The organism is Phyllobacterium sophorae (assembly GCF_003010965.1).
Classification (GTDB): domain Bacteria; phylum Pseudomonadota; class Alphaproteobacteria; order Rhizobiales; family Rhizobiaceae; genus Phyllobacterium; species Phyllobacterium sophorae.
Window position 1 is genome coordinate 84,403 of sequence record NZ_PGGM01000017.1, and the last position, 18,421, is coordinate 102,823.

The 18,421-nt window shown below is 57.2% G+C and carries 17 protein-coding genes and 1 pseudogene; 7 read left to right on the forward strand and 11 right to left on the reverse strand.

What is annotated here, in order from left to right; translation table 11 throughout:
• Positions 1–30: 30 nt before the first annotated feature.
• The 3 genes and pseudogenes from CU103_RS26970 to CU103_RS26980 form a co-directional block, all read right to left on the reverse strand.
• A complete protein-coding gene (locus CU103_RS26970) occupies positions 31–540 on the reverse strand; it encodes an OsmC family protein (RefSeq protein ID WP_106667115.1) in 510 nt (169 codons plus the stop codon).
• Between the two features lie 512 nt (positions 541–1,052).
• Positions 1,053–2,116: pseudogene (locus CU103_RS26975) on the reverse strand (FAD-binding oxidoreductase).
• The gene (locus CU103_RS26980) at positions 2,106–3,359 is read right to left on the reverse strand and encodes an aromatic ring-hydroxylating oxygenase subunit alpha (RefSeq protein ID WP_106667116.1); all 1,254 of its coding nucleotides are present in this window, start codon (positions 3,357–3,359) and stop codon (positions 2,106–2,108) included. The pseudogene CU103_RS26975 and the gene CU103_RS26980 overlap by 11 nt, the downstream one beginning before the upstream one ends.
• A gap of 112 nt (positions 3,360–3,471) precedes the next feature.
• Between CU103_RS26980 and CU103_RS26985 the strand changes: the two genes are divergently transcribed.
• The 4 genes from CU103_RS26985 to CU103_RS26995 all read left to right on the forward strand — a co-directional run bounded on the left by CU103_RS26985 (position 3,472) and on the right by CU103_RS26995 (position 6,324).
• A complete protein-coding gene (locus tag CU103_RS26985; RefSeq protein WP_106667117.1) occupies positions 3,472–4,365 on the forward strand; it encodes a LysR family transcriptional regulator in 894 nt (297 codons plus the stop codon).
• A gap of 408 nt (positions 4,366–4,773) precedes the next feature.
• Positions 4,774–4,938, forward strand: coding sequence for a hypothetical protein (locus CU103_RS31620; RefSeq protein ID WP_170117134.1), 165 nt, complete (start codon positions 4,774–4,776; stop codon positions 4,936–4,938).
• A gap of 181 nt (positions 4,939–5,119) precedes the next feature.
• Positions 5,120–5,737 carry a GntR family transcriptional regulator gene (locus CU103_RS26990; RefSeq protein WP_245449022.1) on the forward strand — a complete coding sequence of 206 codons (618 nt, stop codon included), beginning with the start codon at positions 5,120–5,122 and terminating at the stop codon, positions 5,735–5,737.
• A 2-nt stretch (positions 5,738–5,739) separates the two neighbouring features.
• The gene (locus CU103_RS26995; protein WP_106667119.1) at positions 5,740–6,324 is read left to right on the forward strand and encodes a UbiX family flavin prenyltransferase; all 585 of its coding nucleotides are present in this window, start codon (positions 5,740–5,742) and stop codon (positions 6,322–6,324) included.
• Here CU103_RS26995 and CU103_RS27000 read toward each other — a convergent pair.
• Positions 6,319–6,825, reverse strand: coding sequence for a TIGR02444 family protein (locus CU103_RS27000; RefSeq protein WP_106667120.1), 507 nt, complete (start codon positions 6,823–6,825; stop codon positions 6,319–6,321). The two genes, CU103_RS26995 and CU103_RS27000, sit on opposite strands and share 6 nt — an antisense overlap.
• Before the next feature lie 372 nt (positions 6,826–7,197).
• Between CU103_RS27000 and CU103_RS27005 the strand changes: the two genes are divergently transcribed.
• Positions 7,198–8,169 (forward strand): DMT family transporter, encoded by a 972-nt coding sequence (locus CU103_RS27005; RefSeq protein ID WP_106667121.1) that lies wholly within the window; start codon positions 7,198–7,200, stop codon positions 8,167–8,169.
• A 138-nt stretch (positions 8,170–8,307) separates the two neighbouring features.
• Here CU103_RS27005 and CU103_RS32320 read toward each other — a convergent pair whose 3' ends face one another.
• On the reverse strand, positions 8,308–8,691 hold the full coding sequence (locus CU103_RS32320) for a hypothetical protein (RefSeq protein ID WP_245449023.1): 384 nt from the start codon (positions 8,689–8,691) through the stop codon (positions 8,308–8,310).
• Here CU103_RS32320 and CU103_RS32685 point away from each other — a divergent pair.
• Positions 8,593–8,943 carry a DeoR family transcriptional regulator gene (locus CU103_RS32685; protein ID WP_342588917.1) on the forward strand — a complete coding sequence of 117 codons (351 nt, stop codon included), beginning with the start codon at positions 8,593–8,595 and terminating at the stop codon, positions 8,941–8,943. The two genes, CU103_RS32320 and CU103_RS32685, sit on opposite strands and share 99 nt — an antisense overlap.
• Before the next feature lie 1,763 nt (positions 8,944–10,706).
• Here CU103_RS32685 and CU103_RS27025 read toward each other — a convergent pair.
• From CU103_RS27025 to CU103_RS27045, 5 genes are all read right to left on the reverse strand, one after another.
• On the reverse strand, positions 10,707–11,708 hold the full coding sequence (locus tag CU103_RS27025) for an NADP-dependent oxidoreductase (RefSeq protein WP_106667124.1): 1,002 nt from the start codon (positions 11,706–11,708) through the stop codon (positions 10,707–10,709).
• A gap of 147 nt (positions 11,709–11,855) precedes the next feature.
• Entirely contained in the window at positions 11,856–12,437 is a 582-nt protein-coding gene (locus CU103_RS27030; protein WP_106667125.1) for a TetR/AcrR family transcriptional regulator, read from the reverse strand.
• A 221-nt stretch (positions 12,438–12,658) separates the two neighbouring features.
• The gene (acuI, locus tag CU103_RS27035; protein ID WP_106667126.1) at positions 12,659–13,645 is read right to left on the reverse strand and encodes an acrylyl-CoA reductase (NADPH); all 987 of its coding nucleotides are present in this window, start codon (positions 13,643–13,645) and stop codon (positions 12,659–12,661) included.
• 39 nt (positions 13,646–13,684) lie between these two features.
• Positions 13,685–14,473 (reverse strand): SDR family NAD(P)-dependent oxidoreductase, encoded by a 789-nt coding sequence (locus CU103_RS27040; RefSeq protein WP_170117135.1) that lies wholly within the window; start codon positions 14,471–14,473, stop codon positions 13,685–13,687.
• A 41-nt stretch (positions 14,474–14,514) separates the two neighbouring features.
• Positions 14,515–15,333 carry an oxidoreductase gene (locus tag CU103_RS27045; protein ID WP_106667128.1) on the reverse strand — a complete coding sequence of 273 codons (819 nt, stop codon included), beginning with the start codon at positions 15,331–15,333 and terminating at the stop codon, positions 14,515–14,517.
• Positions 15,334–16,019: 686 nt separating this feature from the next.
• On the opposite strand from CU103_RS27045, the gene CU103_RS27050 reads away from it, so the two are divergent.
• Positions 16,020–16,801, forward strand: a protein-coding gene (locus CU103_RS27050; RefSeq protein WP_245449024.1) for an IS5 family transposase whose coding sequence is annotated in 2 segments (ribosomal slippage) — positions 16,020–16,350 and positions 16,350–16,801 — 783 coding nt in all. Because the reading frame shifts where the segments join, the coding sequence is not laid out codon by codon here.
• 337 nt (positions 16,802–17,138) lie between these two features.
• On the opposite strand, the gene CU103_RS27055 is transcribed toward CU103_RS27050, so the two are convergent.
• The gene (locus tag CU103_RS27055) at positions 17,139–18,272 is read right to left on the reverse strand and encodes a helix-turn-helix domain-containing protein (protein ID WP_106667129.1); all 1,134 of its coding nucleotides are present in this window, start codon (positions 18,270–18,272) and stop codon (positions 17,139–17,141) included.
• Between the last annotated feature and the right edge of the window lie 149 nt (positions 18,273–18,421).

Sequence of the window (18,421 nt, forward strand, 5' to 3'; positions counted from 1 at the left end):
TCGGGTCTTTCCGACAAGTGCCTTTGGGCATCACGAACGTTGCAGCGTCACCGTTACGGGCGGGCCACTGCGAATGGTTTGGTAGACGACGCAGTAGCGCTCGGTGAGCTTGAGGAGCTGATCAAGCTTGTCTTGTGGTGCGTCCGTTTCAACAGCGAAGAATAAGCGGATCTGCGCAAAGCCGACAGGCGCATCCTTGGCGACACCGAGGGTGCCTCGGAAATCGAGGTCACCCTCGGCCGACACGGCAGCGGACTTGACCGGGATCTCCAGTGCCGTCGCCACCGCCTTCAAGGTAACGCCAGCGCAGGCGACAAGCGCGTCGAGCAGCATGTCGCCGGAACAAAGTTCGATGCCGGTTCCCCCCGTCGCTGGATGCAGGCCTGCGATGGCGAGAAGGTGTCCAGTCTCCACTTTGCAAGCGATGGCTTGATCGTCGAGCGTTCCGCGCGCCTTCAGCGTGATACAAGCATCCGCCGGGTTGGCCTTGTAACGCTCCTTGAGCGGCGCTTGAATGGCACGCAATTCGGCAGCATCCATGGTGGTTCGCCTCCATTGTCTGGCACTATTTTTGCGACTGAAGAAGTGCCGCGCCTGGATCGAAAGCGAGGTAACTTGTTCCTCTCAAGGGTTGCTCGGTGTCAGCCAATTATCAAGTGAAATCCTTTCCGCTCCAAGGCAATCTTGTGCGCCATTGCCACCCATGAAAGGTGAAGCGGCCGGCCGCCAACAACAGTGAGTTAAGCGATAACTGCACGGGCAGCACGTCACGGGCGGCTAATCGCGTCGCGCGTTCAATGACGAGGGAAGCGTCAAAACACGCGCCGGGATCCTGGCCGCTCCTGCCGAACAACGGATGCCGTCGCGGCCGGGTGCTCCCCTCAAAAATTTGCGGTATTGGTCAGCAAAGACCACCAGACGATGCATCATCGTCTAAATTTAGCAAGAGATGGCGCTATGTCGGTTCGGTCGGCCGCTAACGACTGCGCCGAAGGAGGAACCAGCGCCACTGGACGGCTCACCGCTATTTGGGGTCACCGCCAGATAAGGTCTCAGCGGTCGATGACGAGATCACTCAACGGTTTGGAACAACACGGCAGGAAGAAACCTTTCCTCCGTTGGGCTTCATATCGACGAAGCCGCTGGTAAGCTTCGACTTGCAGGTACCGCAGAGCCCGTTTGAACAGGACGAAGGAATTCTAACGCCCGATTTTTTCGCGGCGGAAAGCACGGTCTGCTGCGTCGAAACCTGGATCGACTTGCCCTGTTTTGAGAACGCGACCTTGAAAACCTTGTCTTCTACAGTGTCCGGCAAAGTGGCCCGGACGTCCTCGACCACCGCGTCGAAACTCTCTTCAATGTACCGTTCGGGTGGCACGCCGAGTTGGGCGGTAATTTTTCGTGCAGCTGCCATGAATGGCGCTGGACCGCAGCACATAACGGTGCGCGCCGCGATGTCTGGGACGGTCAGCTGCAAAAGCTCTTTGGAGATGCGACCACTAAGTCCCGGCCACGACTGTTCTCCAGACAGATCCTCCGGCAAAAGGTACAGTCGCAACCCCTTCAGACGATTGGCAATGTTGGTGAGCTCGGATCGAAAAACGAAATCGGCCGGCGTACGTGCTGCGTGCAGGAAAACAACATCCACCGGCGTTGTTGCATCCGCGAGTTCTCGCACCATCGACATGACCGGCGTTATACCAGAGCCGCCGCTAAGAAATAGGAACTTTCTGTCTTTGCCGGCCGGACGGATAAACTGGCCGAGTGGGCCGTTCGTCCGGACAATAGTGCCCGGGATCAGGTTGTCATGAAGCCAGTTTGAGATCCTTCCGCCCGCTACGCGCTTGACCGTGATGGAGAACGCGTTTGTCCGCAAGGGTGAGGAGGAGATGCTGTAGCATCGCGTCTCCGTTTCACCTTCCAGGTCGGTTTCGAAAGCAAAGTACTGGCCGGCCGAAAAACGAACATGCTTTCCGTCGCACGCGGCGAAAGTAAATGTTTTTACATCGTGCGTTTCCGCGTGCACATCAATGCATACAAGCTCATTGTCCACCTGCGGATCCCAGTATTCAACTGTTCGGGCGTCGTGCGCCGGGCGGGTGATATTAATACCCATGGGCGCGCATCCTTTCGACATACCAGGTGGCGAAGTTGTCGAGCTGACCCTCTGTGAAAGGTGAGTACGGGCCGGGCTCGTAGGCGGGATCTTCCACGCCCAGGTGGGACCGGCCAACGAGTTCGCCATCCTGGTCGGTTGTCGCGATCCACACGCTCGTCAGCTTGGCCAACTCATAGTCGACCCCTTCAATGGCGTCTTTGTGCACAAGCCATTTTGTACGAACCAGGGTACGATTTGCCGACAGAGGGATTACCATGGACGTTACCGCATGGTCTCCCATGAAGTGGTTCCAGCTATTGTGACCCCACAGATGCGTGTCCCCGAGATCTTTCCGGCTCATTTTGCCGAGCAGCTTTGCTGAGGCTGCCGTAGTGTCCGCAGTCTGTGACTCGCCCTTACCCGAAATGATCAAGCGCTGGGTGCGGAAGTTCGTCGCATGGCCAGCAAGCTGTTCGACCGGCGCCGAAGGATATCCGCCCGCTTCCCAAGCTTTGATTCGTTGTTCGTAAAGCCGTTGATATTCCTCTGCCTCAGCGCGATCCTCCTGGCTGAGCGTGTCAGCATCATATCCAAAATCCTGCTCAACGAAGGATACGCAAAGTTCCGGATGGTTTGCAGCGCAATGATAGCATTCACGATTGTTTTCGATCGTGAGCTTCCAATTGCCCTTTTCAATGACATCCGTTTGATAGGCGACCTTGGCATTGCGAATATCGTAGGGAGCAAGGCGCTCTTCCATCACCGCCTCAAGATTGGCGATATCCTGCGGTGGCGTGTCCGAGAGACAGACATAGATGAGCCCGCCAATCGACTTGAAATTGACGGTCTTCAGGTTGCGGCACGATTTGTCAAAGTTCGTGCCCATGTGAGGCGCATAGACGAGTTCTCCGGACAACTCATACGTCCATTGGTGATAGGGACAAACGAGCTTGGAGATCACCGTTGGCCCAGCATCGAGCAAACGCGATCCGCGGTGGCGACAGACGTTGTGCACCACTTGGATGTTGTCATCATCGTCACGCAGCACAATAAGACTTGTTGATCCAATGTCGATGACTGTTGCGTCACCCGGTTCCGGGACATCGCACTCAAGTCCGATATAGATCCAGTGATTGCGGTAGAAGACGTCGAGATCTGCCCCAAAGACGTCCTCGCGCGTATAGAGGCCCGCGGGAAGGGTGTAGCCCTCGGCACGCGCGTCGAGGAGTGCGGAGATGGAAGACGAAAACGTGCTCAGCATGACATCCTCTTATGATTATATATTGCCAGAATGGGGCGAAAAGCTTTAGTTTTCAACGGCACAAATAGTTTTGGAATGCATAATAAAATATTATGTATGAGGACGAGGCGACATGCATTTACGAAAGAGATTGCCCTCGCTGACGGCACTGGTGGCGCTTGAGGCGTCTATCCGCCATCGAAGCTTTACAGCTGCAGCAAAGGAACTCGGTGTCACTCAGGCAGCCGTGAGCCGTCAGATCGCTTCGCTCGAAGAGAATATCGGCAGACCCCTGTTTGATCGCCGGCATCGCTCGATAGAGCCAACGCCAGCTTGTCTCATTCTTGGCAGTACCCTGGCGGAAAGCTTCGCGAATATTGCCGACAGCGTGGAAGCAGTGCGGGCCAGCTCGACGGACGTTGTCACCATCGGCGCAACGATCGCCTTCTCGTCCTTCTGGCTTTTGCCAAAAATAGCGGAACTGCGGGAGCTTAATCCCAGCATCCAAATTCGTGTGGTTTCTCAGGACGCCAAGCTCGACCTTGAAAGCGGCGGCATGGACATTGGCGTACGATACGGCATTCCGCCATTCAATGACGGGACGGTCATCGCATCATGTGGCGACAGGATCTTTCCAGTGTGCTCCCCCGAATACGCACGGAGCCACGATCTCATGACCTTTCCTGACGGCGAGTACGAGCTCATTGAGACGGACGTCCCGAACAGAAGCTGGTACAGGTGGGCCGATTGGTTTGCGCGCGTGGGAAGGAAGAAAGGTGCTGTGCGATCCACGCTTCGACTTAGTCATTACACAGAAACAATCTCCGCAGCTCGATCCGGTCAAGGAGTCGCATTGGGGTGGGATACCCTGATTGCGACATTCCTTTCAGACGGAAGCCTGGTCAAAGTTGGCGACATGGAACTGGAAGCAGAAGGCCGACACAATATTCTGGTCCCGCTCAATGCCAAACGCTCGGCGAACTCAGATCTGACGGCCGCCTGGCTGACGCAGGCCTTGCAGCGGTAGCTGCCGCGCTCGACGTCGCCCAAACATATTGGGCGTGCGGTCCGCACCGCTTTGCCGAGCCACTGAGCAACGCTTGACGGATGTGTTAAGACCGTCATACAATACGACAGGCTTGTGGCAGCCTTGCTGCACTTCCACGCCTTGATCAGGGAAGGGATGCCATGAGTGAATTGAAATCCACTCAAACGACAGGCTTTGCGCAGACCGGGGACGGGATCCGGCTGTCCTATCGTATTTTGCCGGACAGGGGGCGGGCCGCTGCATCCTCATTCACTCGCTGGCCATGGACAAGCATTTTTGGGAGCCGACGGTCGCCGCGCTTGCCGGTGCCGCAGAAGTTCGGCATGGTATGGTGAAAACGCACGCTAAGCTTGGGCTGAACGCGCCGATAGGGCCAGAAATGAGGGGTTGAAGGCACTCGTTGGGTTTCAAAATACCCGCTGGTTCAGCGACAGCTTCCGCGAGGCAAAGCCTGAGATCGTCGATGCCGCCGTAGCCACCTTCCTCGCCAATGAAATCGACGCCTATATCGCAACGTGCAACATGCTCGGTGCGGCCGGCGCGAGATATTGAAAAGAAAGCATAATCAGGCGACTATCGCCCGATTCATGGATATGGAGGCATCCTGGAAATCCGGTACCCCGCCCATGTCAACAACGCAAGCAGAAGCATTGCGAGGAGCAAAATGAACAATCCAGTGACTGAACCATTCGGTCCGATTACACATGAATCTGCGCCGCTGAGAAACAAAATCATGAGGTCGCTGCGGCGGGCAATTGAGACCGGTGTGCTGGAGCCAGGAACCCGGCTGGTGGAAAAGGACCTGTGCCAACAGCTCAATGTCAGCCGCACGTCGCTGCGCGAAGCATTGCGTCAACTGCAGTCGGAAGGCATCCTTACCGATTTCAACAATCGCGGCCTGGCGGTGGTCACCGTCACAACCGAGGACGCAGAGAATATCTATCGTATCCGCGGTGTGCTGGAGCAGCTGATTGTTGAGCAGTTTATCGAGAATGCGTCCGAAGCGGAGGTTCAGGCGCTCAAAGCCCATTTTGCCCAATTGCGGGAAGCCTATCTGCATGGAAATGCCGAAGAAATCGTCGCCAACAAACGCGATTTCTACGACCGCATTTGCACCGGCGCCCGCAATCCCATCGCGTTCGGCGTTCTCAGCAAGCTGACTGTGCTGACGTCGCCGTTGCGCCGCCGGTCAGTGGTGCGCACGCAACGGCGAAGTCAAAGCATTGCCGAGATCGAGAAGATTGTCAGCGCCATCGATAAACGTGACAAGGCCGCTGCCAAAGCGGCTGCCGAGGAGCATGTCGCTCATTCCGCCCGCTCGGCGCTTCATGCTGACGAACCGGCCAACTAGCCATGCGTCGCATCATTATCGCGATAACGGGGGCCTCCGGAGTCATCTATGGCGTGCGCGCATTGCAACTTCTACGTGACATTGCCGATGTCGAGACCCACGCGATAATTTCGCCGGCAGCGCTGCGCACTGCAACTGACGAAATCGATATGAGCGCCGAGGAGATCCGCGGCCTCGGCGACAAACTTTATAATTACCGGGACATTGGTGCTGCCATTTCTTCCGGTTCCTTCCGCACGGCCGGCATGCTGATTGCGCCATGTTCGGTAAAGACGCTCAGCGGGATCGCCAACTCATACAATGACGAGCTGATCGTCCGCGCCGCGGACGTCAGCCTTAAAGAACGCCGCCGTGTGGTGTTGCTGTTTCGCGAAACGCCGCTGCACGCCGGTCATATCGCCTTGATGGATCAGGCCACGCGAAACGGCGCGATCGTCATGCCGCCGGTTCCAGCCTTTTACAGCAAACCGCAAACGATCGATGACATGGTCAACCAGACAGTTGGCCGCGCGCTTGATCTGTTCGACATCGATCTGCCGGTTGTCAAACGCTGGAAGGAAGATGAACCGGGTCAACCGGCCTCATAGGCCGGCCAATGCCTGCTCAATGACGGCAATGTCACGACGCGCGGCTTCGTCCAGATCTGAGCCATGATAGTGTCGCACGACGAGTGCCAGGTTCTGGCCGTTACCATGGTTGCCGTCATCTGAAATCATCGCCAGCAACAGCCCTTCGGTTTCCAGCACGGCGAGTTCGATCCGCTCGGCCGACAGTTCTGCGGCCTTAACAGCGTCACGCAGGACCTCGGATTGATTGTCAGGCGCGGGTCTCGGTCCGGTTTTCAGCCGCTTGCGAACGGTGCGCAAAGGTGCGACGACTTCCTCGCGCCATTCTCTCACCAGCTCAATGATATGCTGTGTCTTTGCCGGTGAAAGAGCAATCGATCCTTGGTTGAGCCAGGCGGCGAAAAGCAAAACCGGCACATCCACACCGTGCCGCTCCTGCAAAACAAGACATGCATCGGCGACGCCCGGAGCCTTGTAGAGGCGCCGCGCAAAATCCCACAACCCAATGTTTACATCCTGCATGCTGGCCCTCGTGATATTCGCGGAGCCGATAAGGCTTCTTCCCGCTCTACCAGCTTCAGCATTATCCGCAAGCCCTACGTCACGCGCCATGTCAACTTGATGACAGGCCCATCAACGACCACAGAGCCGTGCCAGCCGTGAGGTCGTCGCGAGGCTTACGGCAAATTTGCAAACGCTATCAAAATCTGAGCAACCAATCCGCCGTGACGGTCGGGGGACGTTGACCCGTCTTTGCGAAGAACGACATGAAAGGCCAGAACCAGCGCCAATCATGCCGGTGTCGCTGGCAAAGCAATGATCCATGCTTGGAGGGCGGGGGCGGGCTGGCACCATCATCTGTGCAGGTTGCTGGAACTATGGCATAACTAAGTGATGGCGATACATGTCTTGGCAGTCGACAGCGGCGCGGTCAGGACGGAACAGGCGGCGGGCAGTTCGGCTGCAGTCGGCTATTCCGTGGCGGTGCTCTGCTGGCTCTTGTCGGCCGGCGTCTATATCGCCGCAAAATGGGTCTCCTCCGAGATGCCACCCTGGGCACTCTGCTTCTGGCGCGTGCTGATCGCCTGGGCAATCCTGCTGCCGCTGGTGCGTGGCCATTTCGGTTCTATTGCCGCGCTGATGCGGGCACGGCCCCTCGAACTGCTCCTCGTCGGCGGCATCGGGCTCGCGATCTGTCAGGGCATGGTGTTCATCGGGCTTGAATATGCCGACGCCACCACGGCCGGCATCATTGTGGCCCTGATCCCGATCATCACCATGATCCTCGCCCGTTTCATCCTGGGCGAGCCGATGGGAACCTGGCAGGTGATTGGATCGGTCATTGCCTTCCTCGGGATCGTCGTCATCATTATCAAGGGCAGCCCGGCGGCGTTGATGCGTCTCGACGTGAATTCCGGGGAACTTTGGGTCGTCGCCGGCGCTGTCTGCTTCGGTCTCTATGCTGTTTTGCTCCGCCGCGCGAAATTCGAGCTGGAGCGTCTCCCGCTCCTGGTAGTGCTGCTCGGCGCTGCAGCGCTGACTGCACTGCCCTTCTATCTCGGGGAGCTTGCTTTAGACGAACGCTCAACGCTCGATGGCAGCGGGCTCATCGCGCTGGCCTATGTGGCGATCCCCGGCGGAGCGCTGATGTATTATCTTTTCAATTGGAGCGTCGAAGCGCTCGGTGCAGCGCGGGCGGGCATGCTCCTCTATCTCCAGACAATCTTTGTCGCCGTACTCGCCTATTTTTTCCTTGGCGAGCACCTGCAATCCTATCATTTCAAAGGCGCGGCGCTCATCGTTGTTGGCCTGCTTTTTGTCACCCTGCTTAAGCCGCACACCACGCCTGTGGCGACAAAACCATAGGCTCAGAGCGACGGCCCTCATTAGCATCTTGAAACGAATGCTTGGCCTCGCCGGTCATCGCGTAAACAGCCCCCGATGTTCTCGATGGATACTTCGAAAGAGAGCCTGGTCTCCATGTTGCGTTCTTGATCATGTTGCTCAAGCCATGCAGCAGAATACCGAATTTGCGCATGTTCTCGCCATCACAGATGCTGAATTATAGCGTAACAATAGCGCACTTCCCTTCCTGGACATCATGACCGCAAACGCCAGCGAGAACGCCCGGTGGGTGGCGTTATCAAGCCAAAGCTGTAAACTATTTGCCATCGCATACAGTGGTTCCCGTACCCTTGCGAGACGAACAGCAGCACATTGCCAGCCATGCGTCAGAACCGCTTGATCGAACTTATTCAGGAGCATGGACAGGTCGCGGTTGCCGAACTCGTGGCGCTGTTCGATAAATCGCGCGATACAATCCGCCGGGATTTGGACTTGCTCGAGCAGCGTGGACTTCTTGTCCGCAGACACGGCGGCGCTGTTCATAACGCCACGCTTTCCGCGTGGATACAACGTTCGGCCTGCGAATGGACGAACATGGAAGGAAAGGCTATCCAGGCTCGTTGCTGGGAATCACCGAGCCGCGGGATAATCGAGGGCCACGTCGCCAATCCTGCGCGTTTTGGAATGCGCTTCGCAATTCTGCGGAGGACAAAAGGGTCGTTGAATCTCATATCGGTCGATATAGCATCACGCGACCGGCTGGGACGAGCTGCAGGATATAATCGAAATCACTGACATTCCTGGTGAGAATCGTAAGGCCAAGCTTTTGCGCCTGCAGGAATAATACACGGTCATGCAGTGCCCGAAGTCGTGCATCGGCCTTGTAGCCCTGCAGACGGCATAACATACCCGACAGGAGGGCGGCACTGCCCAAACCATCAGGATCTGGTGCGAAAGTCCGATGGGGAGGCATATCCTTCACAGTGGCAGCGATCTATCCAGGCAAATTCGCACGCAGGCGCCCAGCGCCATGCATTTGTCCGAACCGCGCAAAAGCGATGCTGGCTGGTACCCCACTTCGAATAAGCAGACGAAGATCTCGCCCCATTCGTGGCAGCCGGTCGCGATCGAGGGCGATGGAAGCGAAGACGAATAGCACCCAAAGCTAACACCCTCTGGCCTAAACTAATTGTACAAAATTTGGGGACGATCCACCGTTATGGTTCGGCAACCTACGGATCTGCAAAGGGTCCGCAAAACTGTTTATGTCAGTTGCGGTGTTGCGGATTTCAGGCGCGCGAGTAAGTTCGCAGCGCTTAGCCGAGATTCCAGTTTCGTCGGTTCATTAAAGAGTGAGAGTTAGGGGAGATGATGTACTGGCGCTATGTGATAACACGCGGTGATATATTTGGGATCCTCATTATCGTCGTTCTGCTTGTCGGCATTCTGTATATTGGAACAATGCATCCGGGACTGGCAGAAAAGACCAACCATGGTTTTGCTCCTGACTGGACGTGTTTACCCGTGGACAAAGGCGATCCTGTTTGTTTCAGGCCCCCCATTCAAACAACCGATCCGAGCAATCAGCCAAAATAACGCGCAAACGTGGCTCGACCCAATCGGAGCAAACGAAACTCATGTGCGCAACAACTTGTCGAGGAATTTCCCAACAAAATCGACGGATATTTGAACGCCATTGGATAAGGAATGCCATTGACAGTGGGTCACGAAGTGCGATCGTGCGGATGTTGGATCGCAATGTCGATCTCGCGTGTAGAGACAATGAGGGATACACAGTTCTGCATGCCCGCTCGAGAGGAAGCAACCGGACAAGTATGACGTATTCACGATCCTCCCTGGTCATGGTGCACCAGTAAATGCCCCCGGCATCAATGATTGGACGCCGGCACATATGGCAGCGAATTTCGAGGATAAGAAGGGCTGAAGATTCTCATTTATCACGGGCCAGATTTATCCACCCGCACCCGTATTGATGAATATGCGACGCCGCTAGAGCAAGCGCGTCAACTAGGCCCTGTTGACAAAGTTTTCCATCATGAAGAAGTTTTGAGCCCCAAGCATTTGGGGGATGCGTTGCCACCGTCTTCAGCAATTTTCGAGAAATACCGATCCGCGCTCATATCGCAACCGTTGTCAGCGATCTGGCGAGGTCACGGCTCGGCGATCTTCTTGGAGTTTGGCCACTTGTCTCCCTGAGTGAGGCGCGACGGGTCTGTCGGAAATTCACGGGGCGACTGCACAGTCATGATCGAGTGGAGTTGGCGAATTGAAAGTGAAGACGCACCCCAACGCCGACGACGTTCCTGACCAAGAATTTCGACACGCATCCCATACCTCGCCTAAGATACGTCGCTAACGACGTCGTTAATGACGTGTCTTAGGCCATCAAGGCGCTATCCGGCAGGCGGCGCCAATCGGGTGCTTACGATTCAGAGTGGCGCATAATTGAGACGCCGTTATCTGCGGAGCGTGGAAGGAAATCCCGACCCGCGTACCCGCGGCAGGATTGCTGCCTCTGTACTACCGTCAAAGCGACACTACTGGACCTTGATCACAACCTTGCCCTTCACACGACCCGTCTCGACATAGGCCAAAGCCTCGGGCGTTTGGTTGAAGGGGAAAATCTTGTCCACGACGGGGCGCAAGGCCCCACTGTCGATCAACTCGGCGATCTGTTCGAGTTGCCGACCATTGGCCCGCATGAACAGGAAAGAATACTGAACACTACGGCTCTTCGCCTTCTTGCGCACGCTGCGGCTCAACAGCCGGACGACAAGCTTCAAGAGCGCGTTCAGACCAAGATCTTTGGCGAACGCCGGGTCCGGCGGGCCCGAAATGGAGACTAAATGGCCGCCCGGCTTCAGGACGTTGAGTGACTTCGCAAGCGTCTTCGGATCCTGGCTGTTCAGGACCACGTCATAGCCGGAGAGAACTTTCTCGAAGTCCTGGCTCTTGTAGTCAATCACCACATCGGCGCCGAGGCTTTTGACAAGAGCGGCATTTTTCGCACTCGTCGTCGTCGCGACCGTTGCGCCCAGATGCTTGGCGAGTTGGATCGCGATCGTACCGACGCCGCCCGAACCCGCCTGAATGAAGACTTTCTGGCCCGGCTTCACCTTCGCGATATCGACGAGGGCCTGCCACGCCGTCAGCGCGACCAGTGGGATGGACGACGCTTCTTCCATATCCAGCGTACGGGGTTTCAGTGCTGCATCATCTTCGTGGATGGCGATCAATTCCGCAAACGTGCCGACGCGGTGGTCCCTCGGCCGCGCATAGATCTCGTCGCCGACCTTGAAGCGGTTGACACCGGAGCCGACCTTGACGACAGTCCCAGCGACATCATGGCCAAGCACGAAGGGCGGACGGTAAGGCAGGAAGATCTTGAAAGCGCCGTCCCTGACCTTGGAATCGAGCGGGTTGACGGATGTGGCATGGACGCGAACGAGGACGTCGCCATTTTGAACCTGCGGATCCGGCAGTTCGGCAAGGCGCAGCGCGCCCTTCTTCTTGTACTTGTCGACGACATAAGCTTTCACTGGAAATCTCCGGTCTGTTGGTTCGTTGCTGGCAAGGTTTTGATTCGCCGCGCAGCGGCAAAGTTCAGGTATTGTCGGAGGCAATGATGCCAAGTGTGACCCCGTCCGAACACTTATAGAGCGCGCGCTCTTGTATGGATTTCAGGCTCAAGAGGCCTGTGAGTGCGTAAGACCCGCCAAGGCGCGTAAGGCGTTCTTTCCAGCCTGCAGAATGCGGTCCGACACTTCATTATTGACCGCCCGTGCCAGTTGGAGCGTCCCGATCAGTGTCGCAAAAAATGCGTATGCCACGTCCTCCCTCGCTTCGACATCTGCTGGAAGCGCTTCGGCAAGCAGGAGCACAAGGATGCGGGACTGTTCGGCATACATGCCGCGCGTCTCCTCCGGCTGCCGCGCGAGCTCCGGCAGCAGAGCTGCGGAGGTGCAGCCCAGTCCCGGATTGTCCCGGTGTTCTGGCGAGAGGTAGAAGTCGATCACGCCGTCGAGCCCCCCTTCGTCCAACACCGCGCGCAGCCATACTGCTTGTTTGCTCAGGGCATCAGACAACGTTTCCCGGACGAGATCGGCTTTCGAGGGAAAGTGGGGATAGAAGGCGCCATTGGTTAGGCCGGCATCCTTCATGATCGTCGCAAGACCCGAGCCCGCAATTCCATCCGTGCGAAACCGCTCGATAGCGACATCGATGATCTTCCGGCGTGACGTGTCTTTTCGGCCTTTTTCGTATCGCATGAGGTGCCCTTCAAATTTCTATTGAATTATGACCATAACATCATGAGGTGGGCATAATGCAACTGCTCTCCTGGCACAGCTGCGGGTGCACACGTCGCGCGCGGAGCGGCTGCAAAACCGCTTGGAGTCTGCCCGGTTGGCGTTTAGCCGGGCAGACTCCTGCTTCTTTAGTGATCGCGTGTCATTTCGGGAAAACGAAGCTCCGCTTTCCCCTGACAACCCTAAAGATTGACATCGACGACCGTGCGGCCCTGGATGTGCCCTCCCAGAATGCTCTCCGCGACGCCGGCGACCTGCGCCAGACCGATGGCTGTCGTCGTGCGCGCGAGCTTCGCGAGATCCAGATCGCGGGCGAGGCGCGCCCAGGCCTCCAAACGCACCGCCTGCGGGGCATTGACCGAGTCTATGCCGGCAAGGGTAATATTGCGCAGGATGAAAGGGAGCACCGTGGCAGGAAGGTCGCGGCCCTGGGCAAGGCCGCAGCTGGTCACGACGCCACGATACTTAGTCTGTGCCAGGACGTTTGCCAGCGTATGACTGCCGACGCTGTCGATTGCGCCTGCCCAGCGTTCGGCCGCAACGGGAGCTCCCGGTTCCGACAGTGTGTTCCGATCGATGATCTCTGCCGCTCCGAGCTCCCGCAGATAGGCTGTTTCCTCAAGTCGGCCCGTGGAGGCTATGACGCGGTATCCGAGCCCCGAGAGCAGCGCGATGGCGATGGATCCGACGCCGCCATTGGCTCCCGTCACGAGGATGTCGCCCTGATCGGGCGTGATCCCGCCATGCTCAAGTGCCAGCACGGACAGCATGGCCGTGTAGCCAGCAGTGCCGATGGCCATCGCATCCTTCGTGGAGAGCGATTCGGGGAGCTTGACGAGCCAGTCGCCGCTCAGCCGGGCCTTCTGCGCATATCCGCCGTGATGGGTCTGGCTCAGCCCCCATCCGTTGGCAACCACCCGGTCGCCAACCTTGAAATCAGGATGGGAGGACGCTTCCACCGTTCCGGCGAGGTCGATGCCAGGAACGAGCGGAAACGTCTGGATCACCGGCAGTCGTCCGGTTACGGCTATCCCGTCCTTGTAGTTCACGGTCGAGTAATCCACGGCGACTGTCACGTCGCCGTCCATCAGATCGGCCTCGGTCAGGTCTACGATCGTCGTGGAGAGCGTATCGCCATCCTTGGAGGCGAGCAAAGCTTTGAACGTCATTGTCTTCTTCCTATCGAATTGAGGGTGTGGCGATGCAGATTATCTGGCGACGCGATAGCGTTCGGCGGCATGCTGCTGACGGGTGTTGGGAAGCATGGCCTGCCGGGCCGCCTGATACGCATCCCACTGCGTTGGGTCGGGAAGCGGCGGGATCGTCACCGCCTCGCGGCGATCATAGCCGACGAGGGCCGCATCCACGAGGTCGCCGACCTCCATGACGCCCGTCATCGTGTTAACGTCGATGCCGGAGTGCTCCCAGATTTCTGTCCGCGTCGCGGCGGGAAGAACGGCCTGGACGTAGACGCCCTTTGGACCGAGTTCGAGGCCGAGGCCCTGCGACAGGAAGGTGACGAAGGCTTTGGTCGCGCCATAAACGGACATGGCGAACTCGGGCGCGATACCGACGACCGACGAGATGTTGATGATGGAGCCCGTCCCTGCCTCCGCAAACCGCGGTGCGACCGCATTTGCGAGGCGAACGACAGCGGTGGTATTCAGCGCCACGAGACGGGCTACGTCTTCGGTTTTCTGATCGAGGAAGCCGCCGCGTAGATTGCCGCCAGCGTTGTTGATGAGAACGCCAATAGTGTGATCCTCGCGCAGGCGGGTCTCCACCGTCTCGAGGTCGGCGATCTCGGTGAGGTCGGCCTGAATGATGTCGATCGCGACGCCGGTTTCTTGGCGAAGACGCGTCGCAACGGCATCGAGGCGGGTCTTGTTACGGGCCACGAGAACGAGATCATGTCCGCGGCGCGCAAACCGCTCCGCATAGACTTCGCCGATACCGGTCGATGCGCCGGTGATGAGAACAGATGGACGGTCGGACACAGTAATTACCTCGCTTTGATCAACGGTTGTAAACATGATGATTATTTTCCCGGCATGCCGAACTGCTGCCGCAAGGCCTTGTCGAACACCGTCGCGGGCAAGAGGCGTCGCAGCAGGCTGACCTGCCACGCGACCTTGCCGACGGTATAACGTTGGCGATGGCGCTTGGCCGCGGCCGCCAGAACCACTGCGCTCGCCACGTCCTCGGGCGTATCAGCCGTGAGCTTCGACTTCTCGTAAAAGTCATGCACCCAGGCGCGCCCGGCGTCATACTCCGCCATCTTGGCATCCGGTTCCGGCGAGCTGTGGTCGAAACTGCCCTGGACGGTGCCCGGCTCGATCAACGAAACGCGGACGTTGAAACCGCGGATTTCGTGGTCGAGCGACTCCGAATAGCCTTCGAGGGCATACTTGCTCGCGGCGTAATGCGCCGAGTACGGTGCCGGTACGAACCCCAGCGCCGAACTGAGGTTGACGATGCGCCCCTCTCCGCGACGCCGCATTGAAGGCAGCACGGCGTTGGTCATCCGCATGACACCGAACAGGTTGACGTCGAACAGGCTCTGAACCTGAGCGATGGAGGACTCTTCAGCCCCACCAAACATCCCCAGGCCGGCGTTGTTGACGAGAACGTCGATACGTCCGGTGCTTGAGAGCACCGTCGAAACGAGCGACGCCACAGAGTCTTCATCGGTCACGTCACAAGCCAGCATCGAGATCTGGCCCGAGCTCTCGCTACTCGGCTTGCGGCTCGTGCCGAAGACTGTGAAGCCGGCTCGTGCCAAGGCCTCGGCACTCGCGCGACCGATACCGGATGAGGCTCCCGTTACAAGCGCGGTCTTTTTGGAATTTAAGGTCATTACTGTCTCCAAACCGCTGAGTTTTTACCAGTGGCGCACCATTGCAGTACGATCACTTAGACACATTACAGTCATAATGCAATGGCGAAAATTGCAAAGAGTGAGGATGCATTACGAAAAGGGCCGAAAGGACAGCTACAGATGCGGCATGGTGGGGATTGCAGCGCAGAAGTTCCGAGCCGACGGCATTGCCGCCACGGAACTCGCCGGCATCGTGAGCGAAGCGGGGCCGAATAATGGGGCTTTTATCCCCGATTCAAGTCGAAGGCGGCGCTGATCTTCAACAGAAGCTGCCGCACGATCGCGAACCATCGGGCTCAACTTCTCGCAGCTTACCGAATGCGGCGTGGATGGAAGAAAAGCGACCTTACCTCATTGCAGACGCTCCATATCAGCCCGGCGGCAAGGCAGCGCATGGCCAAGGTCGTCGGAACCGGTCGGCCGCTGGTACATCCCTATCGGTCACTGTCGGGTAGAATAATCGACACGGCGCAATCGTGGCAGGTATTGTTTGCTCCCGACAGTACGCCCGCCGCGCGCCGAAGGGCATTCTGGAAATGGCCGTGGTGCAATCAGTACATCGAGGCGATGTATCGTGCCGAACACGTCCGAGCTAGGTTATGTTAACAAAGTACCTTCCCAAATCAGGCGGGAAATGATTCAAGACTGCTTTTTAGGAGGCGGTTTTGGCACGAGGCGATTTGAGCGACCCAGAATGGCGGATCGTCGAGCCGCTCTTACCGACAGAACGCGGGCGTAAGTCGCGTCCATCCCACGATAACCGCCGCTTTTTGAACGGGATGCTTTATGTCTTGCGCGTCGGTTGTCCATGGCGCGACATGCATGAGCGGTACGGCAAGTGGAACTCGATCTATGTGCGTTTCCGTCGCTGGGCTGAGCAAGGCGTGTGGGACGCCCTGCTGGAGACGCTCGTGGAATTGGGGCTGACCGATGACTGGCAGCATATGATCGACAGCACGACGGTTCGAGGCCATTCACAGGCAGCGGGCGCTAAAGGGGGACTTATAGGGAGGCTTTTGGTCGATCACGCGGCGGCTTTACGACAAAAATCCATGCCCGCGCGGACGGTCAAGGACGCCCTCTTGGCTTCGTCCTGACGGGCGGCGAAACCTCAGATTTCGCCGCTGCGCCTGACTTGCTGGCAATGCCAGTCGGCAAACCAAGACTGTTTCTGGCCGATAAAGGCTATGATGGTGACGCCATTCGCGAAGAGCTTTTAATTCACGGCATAAAGCCAGTCATTCCACCCAAAGCGAACCGCAAAAACCCGCCATCGTGCGATTTCAAAGCCTACAAGGATCGCAATCGTATCGAGCGGATGTTCAATAGACTTAAACAATTCCGACGCATTGCTACACGTTACGACAAGACCCGAAAATCCTTCGAAGCCTTCCTAGCTTTAGCCGCGGCAAGGATTTGGCTGCCACATTTTGTCAACAGGACCTAGGCCGCACCGTTGCTGTCCGCTTTTTGGATGGGTTGAACAAGATATGAGCGGTCGATATATATTTTTGTACAGCGCCGGGTTTGGCATGACTCTAAAATTACAGAAGAATACTCCAATTTCGCTAAGCAATTCTCATCATTGACATTTTAGGGTTGCGATCTAACGCTAATTAAGCTCAGTCTGCAGTTGTGCTCGTCATGCTTTGGGAAAGAGTTAGATGGATGGTCTGCAACGCGGGCATTCGAGTTTGGAGTCGAGTTTTTCCACTTCCGTCCTGCAAAATCATCGTCCTCCATTTATAACAAATGTGCCGGAACCAGGTCCTGGAATGTGCGCTTCAGAAGAGCAAGAGTGTTCGCAGGAGGCTTTCAAATGTAACCTTCGTGTTATCGGTCTGCCAGTCCGGGCGCGTATCGTCCCCGCGCTTGTGTATGTTGCTGGGGCTATATCCGAACTGTTGCGTGAAAGCGCGACTAAAGTTGGCTGCTGAATCGAAACCGATTGCCAAACCAACTTGGGCTATCTTTCGGGGGTCTGAAGGATCGGCCAACATCGCATGCGCTGCGGACAGGCGCCGTCGGCGAATATAGTTCGCAACGCCGCCGGAGGTTTCGAAGAGTTCGTAGAGGCGCGTCCTCGAGATCGCCAGTTCCCGGCCGAGAGCATCCGGTGTCAGGTCGGGCGAGGCAAGGTTGCTCAGTATGAAGCGTCTCGCCCGCGTCATCAATCCTATCTGCGAAATCTGATCATTACTGCCTTCACGGTCCACCAAGGGCGTAATCGTGTCAAAAATCATTTCCCGCAAGCGGTCCTTGACGCCCGGAAGATCGTCGTGCGTTAGTCGATTGAGATTTCCTTCAATGCTCGACAGAAAATCGATAAGCAATTTCGCTCGGTATCCACCTAAAACGACGTTTTTGCTTGCGGTCGTCAAGCCACCTCGATCGGCATACAGGTCAACCGGAACGATCAAGCTGACCGAATCCGTTGCCAATGCCCGCCCGCTGAACGGATGACCGAGTGAGCGAACTTCAATCATACCTGGTTCATTTTGCGCAACCCGTCCATCAATGCCGGTCCAAGTGCGACCGACACGGAGGAACGTTATCTGCCAATGGTCAATTGGACTGAACCGCACCTGGTCTGGCGAGCGTTCATAACGGAAAGCCGGAGCGGTTTGTTGCAGCAACAGCATGCCGCCCAAATTCCAGACAGCTTGCCGGACGACGAATCCATCCTCGGGACCAACATTGTCCGGCAAACGCGTGTCTGACAACACCGCCATATGCTCCTGCCAGGCAAGAAACTGCTTGTGTGGGGCAAGGCTTTCCGTCTCAAAACGCAGCGGATTCAAGAGGGTGTTTTTCACCTCATCGTCACCAAGGGGATCTTGTGAGACGCGCGGCCAGCGACGACGTTCTATGGATACCGGCTCTAGATGCGGCTCATCCTCACGATCATCCGACATCATTGCCCCCAGCCAAAATCCGGAATGACGAAAACGTCGTGCATTGTTAGCATCGTATAGCCGTCTCTGCTCGCTTGCCGAATGTACGAAGGTACGCAATCGCCATGGATCGCGCCAACCGCCGAACCTGTCTCGCAGATAGTTAAGGAGTT

What these genes read in the sequence shown, in the direction of transcription:
- CU103_RS26980 (WP_106667116.1), bottom strand. Translation starts at nt 3,359, where the DNA reads ATGCTGAGCACGTTTTCGTCTTCCATCTCCGCACTCCTCGACGCGCGT.
- acuI (WP_106667126.1), bottom strand. Translation starts at nt 13,645, where the DNA reads ATGACGTTCAAAGCTTTGCTCGCCTCCAAGGATGGCGATACGCTCTCC.
- CU103_RS27000 (WP_106667120.1), bottom strand. Translation starts at nt 6,825, where the DNA reads ATGCAGGATGTAAACATTGGGTTGTGGGATTTTGCGCGGCGCCTCTAC.
- CU103_RS27005 (WP_106667121.1), top strand. Translation starts at nt 7,198, where the DNA reads ATGGCGATACATGTCTTGGCAGTCGACAGCGGCGCGGTCAGGACGGAA.
- CU103_RS26995 (WP_106667119.1), top strand. Translation starts at nt 5,740, where the DNA reads ATGCGTCGCATCATTATCGCGATAACGGGGGCCTCCGGAGTCATCTAT.
- CU103_RS27045 (WP_106667128.1), bottom strand. Translation starts at nt 15,333, where the DNA reads ATGACCTTAAATTCCAAAAAGACCGCGCTTGTAACGGGAGCCTCATCC.
- CU103_RS32320 (WP_245449023.1), bottom strand. Translation starts at nt 8,691, where the DNA reads ATGAACAGCGCCGCCGTGTCTGCGGACAAGAAGTCCACGCTGCTCGAG.
- CU103_RS27030 (WP_106667125.1), bottom strand. Translation starts at nt 12,437, where the DNA reads ATGCGATACGAAAAAGGCCGAAAAGACACGTCACGCCGGAAGATCATC.
- CU103_RS26990 (WP_245449022.1), top strand. Translation starts at nt 5,120, where the DNA reads ATGAGGTCGCTGCGGCGGGCAATTGAGACCGGTGTGCTGGAGCCAGGA.
- CU103_RS26985 (WP_106667117.1), top strand. Translation starts at nt 3,472, where the DNA reads ATGCATTTACGAAAGAGATTGCCCTCGCTGACGGCACTGGTGGCGCTT.
- CU103_RS26970 (WP_106667115.1), bottom strand. Translation starts at nt 540, where the DNA reads ATGGATGCTGCCGAATTGCGTGCCATTCAAGCGCCGCTCAAGGAGCGT.
- CU103_RS27055 (WP_106667129.1), bottom strand. Translation starts at nt 18,272, where the DNA reads ATGATGTCGGATGATCGTGAGGATGAGCCGCATCTAGAGCCGGTATCC.